This window comes from Oricola cellulosilytica, assembly GCF_019966575.1.
In the GTDB taxonomy this organism is placed as follows: Bacteria; Pseudomonadota; Alphaproteobacteria; order Rhizobiales; family Rhizobiaceae; genus Oricola; species Oricola cellulosilytica.
Genome location: NZ_JAINFK010000008.1, coordinates 80464 through 97881 on the forward strand (window position 1 = coordinate 80464; position 17418 = coordinate 97881).

General features: G+C 62.3%; 12 protein-coding genes. 8 read left to right on the plus strand and 4 right to left on the minus strand.

Annotated elements, in window-relative coordinates; translation table 11 throughout:
* Positions 1 to 90 precede the first annotated feature (90 nt).
* Together LC298_RS17080 and LC298_RS17085 are read right to left on the minus strand one after the other, a co-directional pair.
* Positions 91 to 399, minus strand: coding sequence for a BufA1 family periplasmic bufferin-type metallophore (locus LC298_RS17080; RefSeq protein ID WP_131571416.1), 309 nt, complete (start codon positions 397 to 399; stop codon positions 91 to 93).
* Between the two features lie 111 nt (positions 400 to 510).
* On the minus strand, positions 511 to 1590 hold the full coding sequence (locus LC298_RS17085; RefSeq protein WP_131571419.1) for a threonine aldolase family protein: 1080 nt from the start codon (positions 1588 to 1590) through the stop codon (positions 511 to 513).
* 453 nt (positions 1591 to 2043) lie between these two features.
* Between LC298_RS17085 and gltB the strand changes: the two genes are divergently transcribed.
* The 6 genes from gltB to LC298_RS17115 all read left to right on the plus strand — a co-directional run bounded on the left by gltB (position 2044) and on the right by LC298_RS17115 (position 10708).
* A complete protein-coding gene (gene gltB, locus LC298_RS17090) occupies positions 2044 to 6717 on the plus strand; it encodes a glutamate synthase large subunit (RefSeq protein ID WP_487353242.1) in 4674 nt (1557 codons plus the stop codon).
* 9 nt (positions 6718 to 6726) lie between these two features.
* Complete coding sequence (locus tag LC298_RS17095; RefSeq protein WP_131571425.1) at positions 6727 to 7038, plus strand: hypothetical protein; 312 nt, start codon at positions 6727 to 6729, stop codon at positions 7036 to 7038.
* Between the two features lie 3 nt (positions 7039 to 7041).
* A complete protein-coding gene (locus LC298_RS17100) occupies positions 7042 to 7365 on the plus strand; it encodes a heavy metal-binding domain-containing protein (protein WP_131571427.1) in 324 nt (107 codons plus the stop codon).
* A 14-nt stretch (positions 7366 to 7379) separates the two neighbouring features.
* Positions 7380 to 8834 carry a glutamate synthase subunit beta gene (locus LC298_RS17105; RefSeq protein ID WP_131571430.1) on the plus strand — a complete coding sequence of 485 codons (1455 nt, stop codon included), beginning with the start codon at positions 7380 to 7382 and terminating at the stop codon, positions 8832 to 8834.
* Positions 8835 to 8931: 97 nt separating this feature from the next.
* Entirely contained in the window at positions 8932 to 9204 is a 273-nt protein-coding gene (locus tag LC298_RS17110) for a DUF2312 domain-containing protein (RefSeq protein ID WP_131571433.1), read from the plus strand.
* An 85-nt stretch (positions 9205 to 9289) separates the two neighbouring features.
* Complete coding sequence (locus LC298_RS17115; RefSeq protein ID WP_223385721.1) at positions 9290 to 10708, plus strand: cation:proton antiporter; 1419 nt, start codon at positions 9290 to 9292, stop codon at positions 10706 to 10708.
* Between the two features lie 6 nt (positions 10709 to 10714).
* On the opposite strand, the gene LC298_RS17120 is transcribed toward LC298_RS17115, so the two are convergent.
* Together LC298_RS17120 and LC298_RS17125 are read right to left on the minus strand one after the other, a co-directional pair.
* Positions 10715 to 12553 carry a peptidoglycan L,D-endopeptidase MepK gene (locus LC298_RS17120; protein WP_223385722.1) on the minus strand — a complete coding sequence of 613 codons (1839 nt, stop codon included), beginning with the start codon at positions 12551 to 12553 and terminating at the stop codon, positions 10715 to 10717.
* A gap of 324 nt (positions 12554 to 12877) precedes the next feature.
* On the minus strand, positions 12878 to 14386 hold the full coding sequence (locus tag LC298_RS17125) for a sigma-54-dependent transcriptional regulator (protein WP_131571546.1): 1509 nt from the start codon (positions 14384 to 14386) through the stop codon (positions 12878 to 12880).
* Between the two features lie 167 nt (positions 14387 to 14553).
* On the opposite strand from LC298_RS17125, the gene LC298_RS17130 reads away from it, so the two are divergent.
* The gene (locus tag LC298_RS17130) at positions 14554 to 16407 is read left to right on the plus strand and encodes a M3 family oligoendopeptidase (RefSeq protein WP_131571436.1); all 1854 of its coding nucleotides are present in this window, start codon (positions 14554 to 14556) and stop codon (positions 16405 to 16407) included.
* A 6-nt stretch (positions 16408 to 16413) separates the two neighbouring features.
* On the plus strand, positions 16414 to 17286 hold the full coding sequence (locus tag LC298_RS17135) for a heme-dependent oxidative N-demethylase family protein (protein WP_131571439.1): 873 nt from the start codon (positions 16414 to 16416) through the stop codon (positions 17284 to 17286).
* Positions 17287 to 17418 lie beyond the last annotated feature (132 nt).

Below are 17418 nucleotides of genomic sequence, written 5' to 3' on the forward strand. Positions count from 1 at the left end.
CCTCCCGTACTTGAGAATACCGGGACTTCAGCCGCCCGGCGTGGCTGTGGGATTGCCGGTAGGCCGGCAAAAGGAAGTCCCGTTTTCGGATTATGCGGGTACGTCACGCTCAAGTGGCTCGAGCGAACCCATGCGGTTATCGGGCAATTCCATCGAGGTGCATGTGCCTTCCTCGACATATTTCCAGGCATTGCCCTGATAATCGACCGTCGAGGTGCCTTGGCACGTCGTGCCGGGTCCAGCCGCGCAGTCGTTCTGGCCGGCGAGCGAGACACCGTAACATTTTACATTTGCGGCAGCCGCGTCGGTTGCGGTCGTTAACTGTGCGCCGGAAAGGGCAACGGCGACTGCGCCAGCGAGCGCCGCGCCGCCGAAGGCTGACTTGGTTGCATTGGACATGGAAGACTCCTCTGGGAAATGGAAGACCGGGGCGATAGTCGTCCCGGCGAGGAGAAACGTGGCAGACCCAGGAATCAAACGGAAATCAAGCGGGCGTTATCGCACGTCACATCAACGTGAGGTGCAATTGACCCCGTTTCCACGTGCAAGGAATTCCGCGAATCGGGAGACGTCTTCCTGCTCCGTGGCGTAGCTGGTCACCAACCGCACCAGAACCTCGTCATCCGACATTTCGGTCGGAGTCCCCACGGGTGCGAGCCACTCGTGCAGCCGGACACCCTCTTTCTGCAAACGGCGGAACTCGGTCTTCGGCAACACGGCAAACACCTCGTTTGCTTCCGGGGACCATGCCAGCTTGGAACTACCTGAATGCTGGATGGCGATGGCGAGCTTCTGCGCCATTTCGTTTGCGTGGGCGGCGAGTTCAAGCCAGAGATTGTCTTCGAAATAGGCGAGGAACTGCGCAGCGACAAAGCGCGACTTTGAGAACAGTTGTCCGGAGCGCTTGCGTAGATAGGGCATGTCGTGCGCCTTGGCCGGATCGAAGAACACGAGCGCTTCGGCGCACCAGCATCCATTCTTCGTGCCGCCGAAGGAGACCATGTCGACGCCGGCGCGCCAAGTCATGTCTGCGGCGGTGCACTTCAGCGATGCCAGCGCGTTGGCAAACCGTGCTCCGTCCATATGCAGTGGAAGATTGTGCTCGCGGCAGACGCCAGCGATCTCGCGAATCCGGTCGGGCGCATAGACGGTGCCGATCTCGGTGGCCTGGGTCAATGAAACTGCCGAGGCGCGGCCCATGTTAACCGACCCCGGCGAAAAAGGTGCGATCGACGCGCGCAACGCCTCCGGATCGATCTTTCCATCCGGTCCGGGGACGGGTCTCACACGCACTCCGCCGGTGAGAAATTCGGGAGCGCCGCCCTCGTCTTCCCGGATGTGGGCGTCGGGATGGGCGAAGGCAACGCCGCCGGTCCGGTGCACGGCCGCCAGCGCCAGCGAATTTGCGGCAGTCCCGGTGGGGAGGAAGAAAACCGCAACTTCGTGTTCGAAGATTTCCGCAAAACGCTTCTCGGCCAGGTGATCAAGGTCGCTTGACCCATAGGACGGTACGAAGCCCCTGGAGTGATGTCGAAGGGCATCTGAAATTCGAGGATGGGCACCCGCCCAGTTGTCGGAAGCGAAGAACATGTTGGTCCGTAGATCAGTGTTTCAAAAGCCGCACAAAACACGATTTGCGCAAGGAAGTAACCAGAAAGGGGGCTTTCGCGACACTTTCCGTCATTACGGGTTCAATTTTTTTGCATTTGCATCTTGAGAAACCTGGACATTTCTGCCATAGGAATATGACAGCAATGCTGTCCTATTTTGAAGCGTGGATCATTCGCCGCAGCCTGCGGCGGCTGATCCGCTCTCGCGTCCGCTGGCGCAGGACAACGTTTCGATCCTGACGAACGGAATTGGCACCCACACCGGAGACCGATCCGGTGCGTTGGCGGCGCGCCGGATCGGCGGTGAAGGATGTCACGGACCGGACGAAGTGCTAAATAGGGCGGTAGTTCCCGCGCCATTGGCGCAATGACGGAGGGTTGAGCGATGAAAGGCAAGACGCATTTCGCACGCGGCAAGACGCGCGAAGCGGCGATGCTCGGCGGCTCGTCGCGGTCTACGGTGGCTCAGGGACTTCCCGTCGCGCAGGGGCTCTATCATCCCCAAAACGAGCATGACGCCTGCGGCGTCGGTTTCATCGCCCACATGAAGGGCCAGAAGTCTCACAGGATCCTGTCCGACGGGCTGGCGATGCTGGAAAATCTTACCCACCGTGGAGCGGTCGGAGCCGATCCGCTCATGGGTGACGGCGCCGGCATGCTGTTGCAGATCCCCGACGCGCTATTTCGTGCCGAATGGGCCGAAAAGGGTGTCGAGTTGCCGCCGGCTGGCGATTACGCGGTCGGACATTTCTTCCTGCCGCAAGACGCGGGGATGCGCGAGCACATCGAGAAGATCATTGCGGCGGTGATCGTGGAAGAAGGACAGACGCTGATCGGATTTCGCGATGTCCCGGTCGACAATTCATCGCTTTCCCAAGCGCCGCAGATCGTGGCCACGGAACCGGTGCACCGGCAGGTGTTCATCGGCAAGGCCCCGGATATCGACACCGGCGACGCCTTCGAACGCCGCCTGTTCATTCTCCGCAAGGTGATTTCCGGGCGTATCCATACCGAGACCGAAGGCCGGGACAACGGTTTCTATCCGGTGTCGCTGTCGTCGCGGACGATCGTCTACAAGGGCATGTTCCTGGCCTATCAGGTCGGCGCTTACTACAAGGATCTGACCGACGAGCGGTTCGTTTCCGCACTGGCGCTCGTGCATCAGCGCTTCTCCACCAACACCTTCCCGAGTTGGAAACTCTCGCATCCGTACCGTATGGTCGCGCATAATGGCGAGATCAACACGCTGCGCGGCAACGTCAACTGGATGGCGGCACGCCAGGCGTCGGTGGCCTCCGAACTGTTCGGCGACGAGATCGGAAAGCTGTGGCCGATTTCCTACGAGGGCCAGTCCGACACCGCATGCTTCGACAACGCGCTCGAATTCCTGTTCCAGGGCGGTTACTCGCTTGCCCATGCGGTAATGATGCTGATCCCGGAGGCGTGGGCCGGCAACACGCTGATGGATGATGAGCGCAAGGCCTTCTACGAATATCATGCCGCGCTGATGGAGCCGTGGGACGGTCCGGCCGCGGTGGCGTTCACCGACGGCCGCCAGATTGGCGCGACCCTCGACCGCAACGGTCTGCGCCCGGCGCGCTACATCGTCACGGATGACGATCTCGTCATCATGGCGTCGGAAGCCGGGGTCATCACCGTGCCGGAAGACAAGATCATCACCAAGTGGCGTCTGCAGCCGGGCAAGATGCTGCTTATCGACATGGATGAGGGCCGTATCGTCTCCGACGAGGAGATCAAGCGCAACATGGCGCAGATGCACCCGTACACCAAATGGTTGGAGAATACGCAGCTTATTCTCGAGGAACTCAAGCCGGTGGCGCCCCGTGCTCTTCGGGAGGATGTCAGCCTGCTCGACCGCCAGCAAGCGTTTGGATACAGCCAGGAAGATACCAGGATCCTGATGGCGCCGATGGCGACGACGGGTCAGGAAGCGATCGGGTCGATGGGTACGGACACACCGATCTCGGCGCTGTCGAGCAAATCGAAGATGCTCTACACCTATTTCAAGCAGAACTTCGCACAGGTGACCAACCCGCCGATCGACCCGATCCGCGAAGAGCTGGTGATGAGCCTTGTCTCGTTCATCGGACCGCGGCCGAACATTCTGGATCTCGAGGGCGCGTCGAAGCGCAAGCGGCTGGAAGTGCGTCAGCCGATCCTGACCAACGGCGACCTGGAGAAGATCCGGTCGATCGGCCACACCGAGGACCTGTTTGACACCAAGACGCTGGACACGACCTACAAGTCGGAACAAGGCGCTGACGGGATGGCAGCGGCGCTCGAGCGTCTGTGTGACCGGGCCGAACAGGCCGTCCATGGGGGCTACAACATTATTGTTCTCTCCGACCGGCAGATCGGACCAGACCGGATCGCGATTCCCGCGTTGCTGGCAACCGCCGCCGTGCATCATCACCTGATCCGCAAAGGGCTGCGCACCTCGGTCGGGCTCGTCGTCGAATCCGGCGAGCCGCGCGAGGTGCACCATTTCTGCTGCCTTGCCGGTTATGGAGCGGAGGCGATCAATCCCTATCTCGCCTTCGACACCCTGCTCGACATGCACGCAAAGGGCGACTTTCCGCCGGAAGTCGATCGGTACGAGGTGGTCAGCCGCTACATAAAGTCGCTCGGCAAGGGCATTCTCAAGGTCATGTCCAAGATGGGCATATCGACCTACCAGTCCTATTGCGGCGCGCAGATCTTCGATGCGGTCGGTCTGTCGAGCGGATTTGTCGACGAGTATTTCTCTGGGACGGCGACGACGATCGAGGGGATAGGTCTGGCCGAAGTCGCCGAAGAGACGGCGCGCCGGCATGCGTCCGCGTTCAGCGAGGACCCGGTTCTCATCAATGCGCTCGAGGTCGGCGGCGAATACATGTACCGCGTGCGCGGCGAAGAACATGTCTGGACACCGGACGCTGTCGCGTCCCTGCAGCACTCGGTGCGGCAGGGATTGCCCGAAAAGTTCCGCGAATTTTCCGCGCAGGTCGATGCCGACGCGCGTCACGCCAAGTCCGTGCGCGGGCTGTTCCACATCAGGTCCGCCGAGGAAGCGGGGCGTGCTCCGGTGCCGCTCGAAGACGTGGAACCAGCTTCGGAGATCGTGAAGCGGTTCTCGACCGGCGCGATGTCGTTCGGCTCGATCTCCCGCGAGGCGCACACCACTTTGGCGCGTGCAATGAACCGGATTGGCGGCAAATCGAATACCGGCGAGGGCGGCGAGGAGCCGGACCGGTTCCTGCCGCTGCCTGACGGCACCCGCAATCCCGAGCGTTCGGCGATCAAACAGGTCGCGTCGGGCCGGTTCGGGGTGACGACGGAATATCTCGTCAATTCCGACATGATGCAGATCAAGGTGGCGCAGGGCGCGAAGCCCGGCGAGGGCGGACAGTTGCCCGGCCACAAGGTCGACGCGACCATCGCCAAGACACGCCATTCGACGCCGGGCGTCGGCCTGATCTCGCCGCCGCCGCACCACGACATCTATTCGATCGAGGACCTCGCGCAGCTGATCTACGATCTGAAGAACGTCAACCCGGCGGCGGACGTCTCGGTGAAGCTGGTTTCGGAAGTTGGCGTGGGTACGGTCGCCGCAGGCGTTGCAAAGGCGCGCGCCGACCACATCACCATCTCCGGCTATGACGGCGGTACGGGCGCGTCGCCGCTGACCTCGCTTAAACACGCCGGCAGTCCGTGGGAAATGGGTCTTGCGGAGACCCATCAAACCCTCGTCCTCAATGGTCTTCGCTCTCGCGTGGCGCTGCAGGTCGATGGCGGCTTGCGGACCGGTCGCGACGTGGTGATCGGCGCGATCTTGGGCGCCGACGAATACGGTTTCTCGACCGCTCCGCTGATCGCAGCAGGGTGCATCATGATGCGGAAGTGCCATTTGAACACCTGCCCGGTAGGCGTTGCGACGCAGGACCCCGTCCTGCGCAAGCGCTTTAAGGGAACGCCTGAACATGTGATCAACTATTTCTTCTACGTCGCCGAAGAGGTGCGCGAACTGCTCGCGGCGATGGGCTACCGAACGCTCAACGAAATCATCGGCGAGACCGATCTCCTCGAGCAGGAAGCGCTGATCGAGCACTGGAAGGCCCGGGGGCTCGATTTCTCCAAGGTGTTCTACAAACCGGAAGCCGGGAAATCCGAGATCTACTGGACCGAGCGTCAGAAGCACCCGATCGACGACATTCTTGACCGCCAGCTGATTGCCAGGGCGGCTCCGGCGCTGGAAAGCCGGCGGCAGGTGCGCATTGAGACGCCGATCCACAACACCGACCGGTCGACCGGAGCCATGCTTTCGGGCGAAATCGCCAAGCGCTACGGCCACAAGGGGCTTGCCGACGAGACGATCCATGTGACGCTGCGCGGTACCGCGGGGCAGTCGTTCGGCGCGTTCCTCGCAAACGGCGTGACGTTTGATCTGATCGGCGACGGCAACGACTATGTCGGCAAGGGGCTCTGCGGCGGACGCATCATCGTCCGCCCGCCGGACAATGCCGGTATCGTGCCCGAGGAGTCGATCATCGTAGGTAACACGGTGCTTTACGGTGCGATCCAGGGCGAGGCCTATTTTCGAGGCGTGGCCGGCGAACGTTTCGCGGTGCGCAACTCCGGCGCTGCGGCGGTCGTCGAGGGTGTCGGCGATCACGGCTGCGAATACATGACCGGCGGCGTCGTGGTCGTCCTCGGCCAGACCGGCCGCAATTTTGCCGCGGGCATGTCGGGCGGCGTCGCCTATGTGCTCGACGAGGACGGCACGTTCGAGACCCGCTGCAACATGGCGATGGTGGAACTGGAGCCGGTGCCGGAGGAGGATGATATCCTCGAGAAGCTGCACCATCATGGCGGCGATCTGGCCCACATGGGCCGTGTCGACATCTCCGGCGACATGACCCGGCACGACGAGGAGCGTCTGGTGCAGATGATATCGAACCACAAGCAATTCACGGCATCGGCCCGCGCCGCCGAAATACTAGAGAACTGGGAGGCATTCCGGCCGAAATTCCGCAAGGTGATGCCGGTCGAATACCGCCGCGCGCTGGAGGACATGGAACGCATGCGCATGAATCTCGCGGCGGAGTAGCGTGGTCGGATGGTCGAGACGCTGGCAACGGCGCTTTCCATCGCCGCCGTCGTGGCTTCGTTTTTCTGGTTCGTCCATCGACGTATCGCCGAGCGCCGGGAAATGGGGTTGCTGGAGCGCTATCTGGCGGCAGAGAAGTCAAATCCGCGCTTTGCGGATGACACCGGAAAGCGCACGGTTAACCATTTGATGCGCGAACTGGGGTTTAGCCAGGAGAAGATCCTGCACCTTTCCAACAAGAGCGGGAAGGTGAAGCGGACTTCCCGAAGACGCGAGGATGGAATGTCCGGAGAGGTGCTGTTCGAATATGACGAGGAATAAGACATGATCGTCTCCACGACGAATATACTGCAGGGCCGCGAAGTCGCCGAATACAAGGGCGTTGTCACCGGAGAAGCGATTCTTGGAGCCAACATCTTTCGCGACTTCTTCGCCGGAATCCGCGATATCGTCGGAGGCCGCTCCGGAGCATACGAAAAGTCGCTGCGCGAGGCGCGCCAGATCGCGATCTGGGAAATGGAAGAAGAGGCGGCTCGGCTCGGCTGCAATGCCGTGATCGGCGTCGATCTCGACTACGAAAATATCTCTGCCGGCAACGGCTCGATGCTGATGGTATCGGCATCGGGCACGGCTGTCGTGCTGCGCTAGGGTCAGGGCTGGACATGGGCAAGGTTACGGGTTTTCTCGAGATTGACCGGCAGACGCCGAAATATCAGCCGGCGTCCGACCGGATTCGGCATTTTCGCGAGTTCACGATCGCGCCAGACGATGGCGAAGTGGCCAAGCAGGCCGCCCGTTGCATGGATTGCGGCATTCCGTTCTGCCACGGCCCGACCGGCTGTCCGGTCCACAACCAGATTCCCGACTGGAACGACCTCGTCTATAATGACGATTGGGATGGCGCGATCCGCAACCTTCATTCGACCAACAATTTCCCGGAGTTCACCGGGCGTATCTGCCCGGCGCCCTGCGAGGAGGCTTGCACGCTCAACCTCGAGGACGTGCCTGTTGCGATCAAGACCGTTGAACAGGCGATCGCCGACAAGGCCTATGAGCGGGGCTATATCGTGCCTCAGCCGCCTTCCCGAAGGACCGGCAAGACGGTAGCGATTGTCGGCTCCGGCCCTGCCGGCATGGCGGCGGCGCAGCAACTCGGGCGCGCCGGCCATGAGGTTCACGTCTTTGAACGCGAGAGCCGGATCGGCGGCCTGATGCGGTACGGCATTCCCGATTTCAAGATGGAGAAGCACTACATCGACCGCCGCATGGAGCAGATGCAGGGGGAGGGCGTCACGTTTCACACCGGCGTTAATATCGGCGTCGACAAATCCGTCGCCGAGTTGAAGAACGAATTCGACGCAGTGCTGTTCTGCGGAGGGTCGGAAAAGCCGCGTGACGCGGGCATTCCAGGTGACGAACTTGCCGGTGTGCATCCGGCGATGAATTACCTCGTGCAGCAGAACAAGCGCGTCGCGGGCGAAAATATCGGTTCGGTGGCGTGGGACTCCGAGCCTATTCTGGCGAGCGGCAAGCATGTCGTGGTCGTCGGCGGCGGCGATACGGCGTCCGATTGCATTGGCACGGCCTTCCGGCAGGGGGCGGTGCGCGTGACGCAACTCGATATCCGTCCGCAGCCGCCCGAGAAGGAGGACAAGCTTGCGGTGTGGCCGTATTGGGCGACCAAGATGCGCACGTCGTCCAGCCAGGCGGAAGGCGCGCAGCGCGAGTTTCGCGTTGCAACGCTCGAATTCATCGGAGAAAACGGCCATCTGACGCACGTAAAATGCTGCGAGGTCGACGAGAAACGCGAACCGATCGCCGGAACCGAATTCTTCATCCGCGCCGATCTTGCCTTCATCGCCATCGGCTTCGCCGGGCCGCTGGATACGGCCTTCATAGGCGAACTCGGTGATACACTTTCCGTCGACAAGGACCGTCGCGGAAACACGTCCGTACATGCCAATGACCTCGATTACCGGACAACCGTCGACAAGGTCTATGCGGCCGGTGACGCGCGCCGGGGGCAGTCTCTGGTCGTGTGGGCGATCCGCGAAGGCAGGCAGGCCGCTCGCGCGATCGACGAGGATCTGATGGGGTCCACGACGCTGCCGCGGTGATCGTCCTGGCTGTGAATCCGCGCGCGGATGCGGTTGACCAGCGCGCGCGGATGCGGCATCCGTTTGCCTCGTTTTCCGGCAATGCAGGAGTGTTTACATGTCCGACGTGAACGGCGTCGCCCGCGATCAATTGCGCGCATTTATCGAACGTATCGAGCGGCTCGAAGAAGAAAAGAAGACCATCGCGGACGACATCAAGGACGTCTATGCGGAAGCCAAGGGAACCGGCTACGACACCAAGGTTCTGCGCAAGGTGATCTCGATCCGCAAGCAGGATCAGGCAGAGCGCATGGAGCAGGAGGCGGTCCTCGACCTCTATCTTCATGCACTGGGAATGGCGCCGGCGCCCGACGAACCGGCTGATGCCTAGAACCTGGCAGTTCGGCGGCTTCTTCCAAATTGCTGTTCCGGTCCTTGCGCGATACTACTGATTCGGTAGCGTTGCGGAGACAGCCTTGGACGAGATTCATCACGGATTTCCGCTTGTCGAGATAGCTACGGTCATCGTGATCGCAGTTCTCGCCGGCCTCGGCTTGATGCGGCTCAAGCAGCCGCCTCTCGTCGGGTTCATCCTGGCGGGCGTCGTCATGGGACCAACGGGCTTCGGCCTTATCAGCAACAACGACAACGTTACCGCGCTCGCCGAGATGGGGGTTCTCGTCCTGCTGTTCTTTATCGGGACCGAACTCTCGCTCAAGGCTTTCGTGGCGACGCTGAGACCTGCCGTGATCGTGGCGGCCGGGCAGCTGGCGGCGGCCATGGTGATCGGGGCCGGCATCGCCTGGCTCACCGGATCTACCGTCGCCGAGGGTGTCATCCTTGGCTTCATCATCGCGCTGTCCAGCACGGTCGTTGCGATGAAGATGCTGGACGACATGGGTGCGTTGCGCAAGCTGCCGGGCCGGATCACGGTCGGGGTCCTTATCGCGCAGGACATTGCGGTCGTACCGATGCTGATTCTGATTTCCTCGTTTGGTGGCGCAGGGGCGAATGCTCTCGAACTGTTTCTCAAGATCGCCGTTGCGGTCGGCTTGCTCGGCGCGCTCTTGTGGTGGCTCGGACGCAGTCCGAAGATCAAGGTCCCGTTCGATGAGCAGGTTGGCGAGAACGTGGAGCTCCTTGCCCTCGGCTCACTTGCGGCATGCTTCGCCGCGGCGGCGGCTTCCGGCGCGATCGGGCTTTCACCTGCCTATGGTGCGTTTGTGGCCGGTCTGGTGATCGGAAACTCGTCCTTGCGCAACAAGGTCATTCCGGTCATTGAGCCGATCCAGAGCGTGCTGCTCGTGGTGTTCTTCCTGTCTATCGGTCTGCTAATCGATCTCGATTACATCCGGGCGCATCTGGGCGTGGTGCTGGCCGCCGCCTTGTTCGTTATCGCCATCAAGACGCTTCTCAACGTATTCCTCTTGCGTGTCGCGGGTTTCGACCGGGACACGGCGCTGGTCGGTGGACTTTCGATGGCTCAGATCGGGGAGTTCTCCTTTGTTCTCGCTGCCGCCGGGTTTGCCGCCGGGGCGCTTGGCTACGACATCTACCGCCTTTCGATTGCGGTAACCGCCATCACTCTCCTCGTTTCTCCCGCGTGGATGGCGTTGATGCGCCGTGCCGAGGAGGTGGCGATGGTGAACTATTCGTCCTATCGCGAGGGCCTCGCCGAAGCGTATTCAGGTGAAATCGAGAATGTTGAAGAGGGCTTCTGGTGGCTGAAGGTGCGCTATCGCGCCGGGCGCATCGCCCGCCGCAAGCGCCGCGAAGCCAAGGCAGCCAGGAAGGCCTCTTCTTCATCCGGCGAGAGCGGGACCTCCGAAACGGCGCCGCCCGAGTCGGCGGCCCAATCGGCGCTCGCTGACGGAGAAAATCCCGCGGAAAGCTGAGCGGGCCTAGTTTGCCAGAGGCAGTTGCAGGGTGAGCGGTTGTCCGTCGCCGCCGGAACCGCCTTCGAAACGTGCGAAGGCTAGAAATGTCACAGCGTTTCCGCTGAAACGGCGAGGGTCAGGAGCGGCGTCCTTGCGGAACCCGTCCGTGTATACCTCGGTAGGAGCCCCGCGGAGCGCGTTCTGTATGAACAGCGGCCTGTCAGACGGGCGTCCATAGTCGGTAATGCTCAGCGATGCGGTTGTCCAGGAACCGAACCGACCGGGATCGATCTGGTCGGCGGGAATGAGCTCGCTGGACGGGTCACGGTCGGGTCGGTCCGCGGCCTCCGTCGCCGTGGGGCGCGCGGATTTCCCGGTGGTGATGACTCCTGTGTCATAGGCGGCCAGAATTCGGCGGTCTGGCTCGTTAAGCGGCGCGACGCGGCCGGTCACCGCGGTTGCGGCCGGTTGCGGCGATCCGGGTGCCGGATCTGCCAGTATTGCGGTCGGTGAAGCGGCCGGAGCATATGCAACGGAGATCAAACCCTCTGCGGTGCTGTGCGAACCGTCCGCGCGCGAGGCGGGAACCGGCAGGGAAGCGATCTCGATCCGGGGCGCCGACCGCTGATCTTCGCGCGGCGCGGCAACCGGCAGCGGAATGCGCAGCGCTTCGGCTGCAGTTGCCTCGGGAGCCGACGCGACCAGCGTTTTGACGTCCTCTTGGGGCGTTGCCGAATTGAGCGCGTTCACTATTTCCGAAGCCGTCCGGCGACCTGGGTCCGTTCGGGCGTCTGCGCGCGCCAACAGCGCTTCGGGCCTGGCGTCCGGCACCGGGACCAGCGCAAGCGGCCTCGGGGGCTCCGTTGTTCCGGCCGGGGCCGCTGCTGCCGCGACCGCGACAGGCTGTTCGGCAAGCGCCGGGATATCCGCCTGCGGCCGTGGCGCGCTGCTGGGACGGGGCGTGGCGCGCGTGGTAAGCGCGGCAATCAACGTCTGGGGTGTCGTGGTTTCGGGTTCTGGCGCCGCCGGTTGTGGCTGCGGGGCGACCGCCCGTGTTGGACGTGGCGCCGGTGAAGCGGCCTCGACGCTGTCCTCCTCGTCATCCGCCCCACCGCCGAACAGGGCGGCGAGCAAGGTGCCGCCCTTGCGGGAGTCATCGCTGCCGCCGCTGACGATGGCTGTCGCCTGCCCTTTGCGCTTGCGAGACTGGTAGGACGCCAGGGCCTGCTCATAGCCGGGAAGAGGTTTGCCGTCCGGAGGAAGATGCAACGTTCCCCCCTTGGGGAAGATGCGGGCAAGCTCGGAGCGGCTCATGCGCGGCCATGCGCGAACGTTTCCGGTGTCGAAATGGACAAAGGGTGAGCCCGATTTCGGGTAATATCCAACGCCGCCTCCCTGGAGCTTGAAGCCGATCTCGCGCAACTTGCTCAGCTTGACGCCCGGGATGTAGAAATCCATCGCCTTGCCAAGGGTGTGCTGGCTCTTTTTGGCCTGCCCGCCGCGCGTCCGCCGCAGCATTTCGTTGGTCGCAGGTGATCGATAGGCCGAAACGACGTGAATGTAATCGCGCCCGCCGGCCATGCGGTAGGCTTCCCAGATGACGTCGAACAGTTCCGGGTCCATGCGCGTCGGTTCGTTGCGCCGCCAATCGCGCAGGAAGCGGTTGAGCTTGTTTAGTCCGCTTTGCAGGTAGCGGCCGTTCTTCTTGTAGGTGATCTCCGCCCGTTCCTTGGTGTGAACGTAGTAGAGCTTCAGCGTGCGGGTTTCCGCCTCGGCGGTCTGCATGGCCGTGAACGACAGCGGCACGAACAGCGCCGAGAGAACTGCCCCGCGAAGGGCAAGTCCGGCGAACAGGCGACGCAAGCCGCATCCGACGGAATTTGACGTCGACGATGTCAATTTGCACCAACTTGTAAGAACAGCATCTCCCCAGACAATAGCGGGTGCATGGTTAACCGCCTCTTAGCGAGGTGATTGCACCGAATGCCGAAAAAATCCAGTTGAACTTGGCCGGAAGAGCGGACCTTCACCGATTATTCCCCATCGATCCCCTAACGTAACCGGTTCATGACGACGAAATGCGGTAATACCATGGCGCTGGAAGCGCTGCGGCGTTCCAGAATGATCGTTGGTTACCAAATGCATAAGCGACCTGGCTGCGATGTTGGATAGTGCGTGGCGCCTGACCTATCCGGTGGAGACTCCGATCGGGCCGAGATCGTATTCTTTGAGTTTGCGATAGAGGGTCGAGCGTCCTATTCCGAGACGCCGGGCGACCTCGCTCATCTGCCCCTTGTAATGTTCTATCGCGAAGATGATCGCGTCGCATTCCAGTTCCGCCAGGGTCCGGACATTTCCGGTGTCATCTAGGATGTCGAGCCCGGGTCCGTCATCGGAAGATGCGACCCAGCTGCCACCGGTCGGGTCGCCTGCCGGCACAAGACCGGGGGCCTCGATGTCTTGGCGGGAGGCCGCCGCCTCGTCGTCCTCGGCCATCAGTTCCGCTGAATCTATGCCATGAACCTGAGCCGCGATTTGCCGGAAGTCGGCAGTTCCGAGCGTATCGCCGTCGCAAAGGACCATGGCGCGGAAAACGGCGTTCTGAAGCTGGCGGACATTGCCCGGCCAGTCATGCGACGAGAGCAGCTTCAGGGCCTCTGGCGAGATCCTGCGCGCGGTCGGCGAGGCCTCTCCCGAGCGGAAAGCGCTGATGAAATGCTGGACGAGCAGTGGAACGTCGGATGCTCTTTGCCGCAATGCGGGGACGAGGATCGGAAACACATTAAGCCGGTAGAACAGATCCTCCCGGAACCGCCCCTCCCTGATGCGGGCGATAAGGTCCCTGTTGGTGGCCGAAATGATGCGGATATCAACCTTTTTCAGCGACTTCGCACCCACGGGTTCGACCTCGCCCTCCTGGATGGCGCGCAGAAGTTTCACCTGCGCCGCCAGCGGCAGTTCGCCGATTTCGTCGAGGAACAGCGTGCCGCCATTCGCCTCGACGAACTTGCCGGCGTGTTTCTCGGTCGCCCCGGTAAACGCGCCCTTCTCATGACCGAAGAGAATGCTCTCGATCAGGTTCTCCGGTATCGCTCCGCAATTCACCACAACAAACGGCTTGCGGCGGCGCGCGCTGCCGGCCTGGATAGCGCGGGCGATCAGTTCCTTTCCGACGCCGCTTTCGCCCTCGATCAGCACGGGGATGTCGCTTGCTGCCGCCTTGCCGATGAGCATCTTGACCCGATCCATCGCCTCGCTCTCGGCAATCATCGGAACGGCGGCCGACTGCTCGCGACGGATGGCGGGCGACGCCTGCGGCTGCTTCTTCGAAACCGCAAGCGCGTCGGAGAGGGCGCCCGCGAGACGTTCGGGAGAGACGGGCTTGACCAGAAAATCGAATGCGCCGGCGCGCATCGCCGAGATCACCACGTCAATGCCGCCCTGTGCTGTCAGTACCAGAACCGGGATGTTGATGTCGCGATCGCGCATAGCCCGCATCACCGCCAGACCGTCGATGTCGGGCATCATCAGATCGAGCAGCACGGCGTCATAAGTTACCTTCCCGGAGGAAAGCGCGGCGAGGGCCGGGTTGCCGCCGGGCATTGGGTGGGCGACGTGGCCGAGCCGTGCTACCGCCGCATCGAGCAGCCTGCGCTGGACCGGATCGTCGTCGACAATGAGGATGTTTGCACTCATCGCTTGATCAGCCATGTGCCTTCGTTATTGTCCCGGGGGCAGAAATTTCCGTCGTGCGACATGTGCGCCAAGTTGGCACATTTTTCTGAAGCGCGGGCTAAACGGTTCCCGACAAGTTTAACGATCGCCGGGTCTGCGCCGGGGATACGGCAAGGAATGGCAGCTACATGAGCTTTTTCAACGGGTGGAGTGTCGGCGGCCGGCCGGTCCTTGCGGCCGGCGAACCTGCGGCGGCTGGAACGCGACCGGACTATGGCGATCTGCCCGAGTGGAATCTCGCGGATCTTTATCCCGGGATGGATGCGCCCGAGCTCCAGCGGGATCTGGAAAAGGCCGAGGCGGCGTCCGTAGCGTTCTCGGAAGAATGGAAGGGCAAACTACAGATCGCCGCCGGAAACGGGCAACTGGGACAGGCGATTGTCGAGTTCGAGACGCTCGAGGAGCTTCTCGGACGGATCATGGCATTCGCCAGTCTCACCTATGCGGGAGAGACCGCCAATCCGGACAAGGCGAAATTCTACGGCGATGTGCAGCAGAGGCTGACCGACGCGAGTTCCCATTTGCTTTTCTTCGCACTCGAGCTGAACCGGCTTGGCGAGGACGAGCTGGACCGCGCCTATGCCGGTGACAAAACGCTTGCCCGTTACCGGCCGTGGGTCGATGACCTTCGCAAGGAAAAGCCGTTCCAGCTCGACGACCAGATCGAGCAGTTGTTTCACGAGAAATCGCTGACCGGCCGCGCCGCCTTCAACCGGCTGTTCGACGAGACGATGACGGCGCTGCGCTTCGAAGTCGACGGCCAGAGCCTTCCGCTCGAACCAACGCTGAACCTGCTGCAGGATCACGAGCGGGCCAAACGCGAGAAGGGGTTTCGCGCCCTGTCGGCGACGTTCTCGGAACACCTGAGAACGTTCGTCTTGATCACCAACACGCTTGCCAAGGACAAGGAAATCTCCGACCGCTGGCGCGGGTTCGAGGATATCGCCGACAGCCGTCACCTTGCCAACCGCGTCGAACGGGATGTCGTGGATGCGCTCACAACGGCCGTTCGCGAGGCCTATCCCCGGATATCGCACCGCTACTACGCGATGAAGGCGAAATGGCTCGGCCTCGACCGGATGGAGCCGTGGGACCGCAATGCGCCATTGCCGGAAACCCCGAACGCGATCATCGGGTGGGACGAGGCGCGTAATACGGTTCTGTCGGCCTATCACGGATTTTCGCCGGACATGGCGTCGATCGCGCGCAGGTTCTTCGACCAGTCCTGGATCGACGCGCCGGCCCGCGAGGGCAAGGCGCCTGGCGCCTTTGCGCATCCGACCGTTCCGTCTGTTCACCCCTACGTGTTGCTCAACTATCTGGGCAAGCCGCGCGACGTGATGACGCTTGCGCATGAACTGGGTCACGGCGTTCATCAGGTTCTCGCGGCCGAGCAGGGTGCGCTGATGTCGCAAACGCCACTAACACTCGCGGAAACCGCCTCCGTTTTCGGCGAGATGCTAACCTTCCGCTCCATGCTCGACCGGACGACGGACCGGCGCGAGCGCAAGGCGATGTTGGCGCAGAAGGCGGAGGACATGATCAACACTGTCATCCGCCAGATCGCGTTCTATACCTTCGAGCGCGCTGTCCATGCCGAGCGCGCGAACGGCGAACTGACCTCCGGACAAATCGGCGAATTGTGGATGAAAGTCCAGGCTGAAAGCCTCGGGCCGTCGATCCATCTGGTCGAGGGCTACGAGACTTTCTGGGCCTATATCCCGCATTTCGTCCACTCGCCGTTCTATGTTTACGCATACGCCTTCGGCGACTGTCTCGTGAACTCGCTCTATGCCGTTTACCAGAACGCGGAAGCGGGCTTCCAGGACAAGTATTTCGAGATGCTTCGGGCCGGCGGAACCAAGCACCATTCCGAACTTCTCGCACCGTTCGGTCTCGATGCGTCGGATCCCGCCTTCTGGCAGAAGGGACTCGGGGTCATCGAGGGCATCATCGACGAACTGGAGTCGATGGACGGCTGAGCGACGATGGACAGCCTGCCGCCTCCGTTCTCGATCGGCCTGACACCGCATTCCGACCCGGCCTCATGGCTAGCACCGGAAGATGATCTGCATTTCGTTCTGGCGGAAAAGGATCGGCTGATCGCCGCCTATCCGACGCGTGTCTTCATGGCCGAGCCGGGCACCCAGACCGCACAGCGCGAGGTTGCGGTACGGCTGCGCGACCATCTGACGAGCGCCTTTGCGGACGTCTATGCGCGCGAGGGGGATACCGTTTCGCTCGCCGGGACAGGCCGAAGGGTCCGGCTGGCCACCGATGCGCCGCGGCTTCTGGAAGACGCGGCGCGGCTTGTTGCCGACGACCTCGTGATCATGCGCCGGAAACCGGACGGCTGGACGCTCGTTGCCGCGTCGCTGTGTTTTCCCACATTCTGGAAACTTCCGGAGAAATTCGGCCGACCGATCACCGAAATCCACCAACCTGTTCCCGCATTCGGTCGGGGAACGCGGAACGCCGCGCTTGTCGAGCGGATTTTCGACCGGCTCCGGCCAGACGATACCGTGCAGCGATCGAACTGGTCGGTTCATGCCGACGGCGCGTTGCATCACTACGAACCGCACGGGAATCTTGCCGCGGCAAATACGACGGAAGCATTGGCCAGGCTGTTCCTGCGGCGGGAGTTTCAGACGCTGACCAAGCTTCCCGAGACCGGTGATCTGCTGTTCACGATCCGTGTGCGCACCGGCTCGCTGAAGGCATTGGAAGCGTCGCCGGAGATGTGCGCCAGCCTCGCCGAAAGGCTCACCGTGATAGATGCGGACGGTCTCACCTACAAGGGGCTTGCCGCCTCGCGCGACGCGCTTGTCGCCCATCTCCGGAGATGGGCGGTGTCGGGCTAAAGTCGTCCCCAGCCCTTTTCTTCCCTTTTCAGTCGTGCTTTAGCCGATCGCGAACCCAGGGGATCGGCTGTTTCGGGGAGTTGGAAATTGGCGCAAGCAGAGTATCCGGTTTACGGCGAAATCACCGGACCG

Bases quoted from the DNA above. Each gene is read 5' to 3' on its own strand.
- LC298_RS17110 (WP_131571433.1), top strand. From the start codon at position 8,932: ATGTCCGACGTGAACGGCGTCGCCCGCGATCAATTGCGCGCATTTATC.
- LC298_RS17135 (WP_131571439.1), top strand. From the start codon at position 16,414: ATGGACAGCCTGCCGCCTCCGTTCTCGATCGGCCTGACACCGCATTCC.
- LC298_RS17080 (WP_131571416.1), bottom strand. From the start codon at position 399: ATGTCCAATGCAACCAAGTCAGCCTTCGGCGGCGCGGCGCTCGCTGGC.
- LC298_RS17100 (WP_131571427.1), top strand. From the start codon at position 7,042: ATGATCGTCTCCACGACGAATATACTGCAGGGCCGCGAAGTCGCCGAA.
- gltB (WP_487353242.1), top strand. From the start codon at position 2,044: ATGCTCGGCGGCTCGTCGCGGTCTACGGTGGCTCAGGGACTTCCCGTC.
- LC298_RS17085 (WP_131571419.1), bottom strand. From the start codon at position 1,590: ATGTTCTTCGCTTCCGACAACTGGGCGGGTGCCCATCCTCGAATTTCA.
- LC298_RS17125 (WP_131571546.1), bottom strand. From the start codon at position 14,386: ATGAGTGCAAACATCCTCATTGTCGACGACGATCCGGTCCAGCGCAGG.
- LC298_RS17130 (WP_131571436.1), top strand. From the start codon at position 14,554: ATGAGCTTTTTCAACGGGTGGAGTGTCGGCGGCCGGCCGGTCCTTGCG.
- LC298_RS17095 (WP_131571425.1), top strand. From the start codon at position 6,727: ATGGTCGAGACGCTGGCAACGGCGCTTTCCATCGCCGCCGTCGTGGCT.
- LC298_RS17105 (WP_131571430.1), top strand. From the start codon at position 7,380: ATGGGCAAGGTTACGGGTTTTCTCGAGATTGACCGGCAGACGCCGAAA.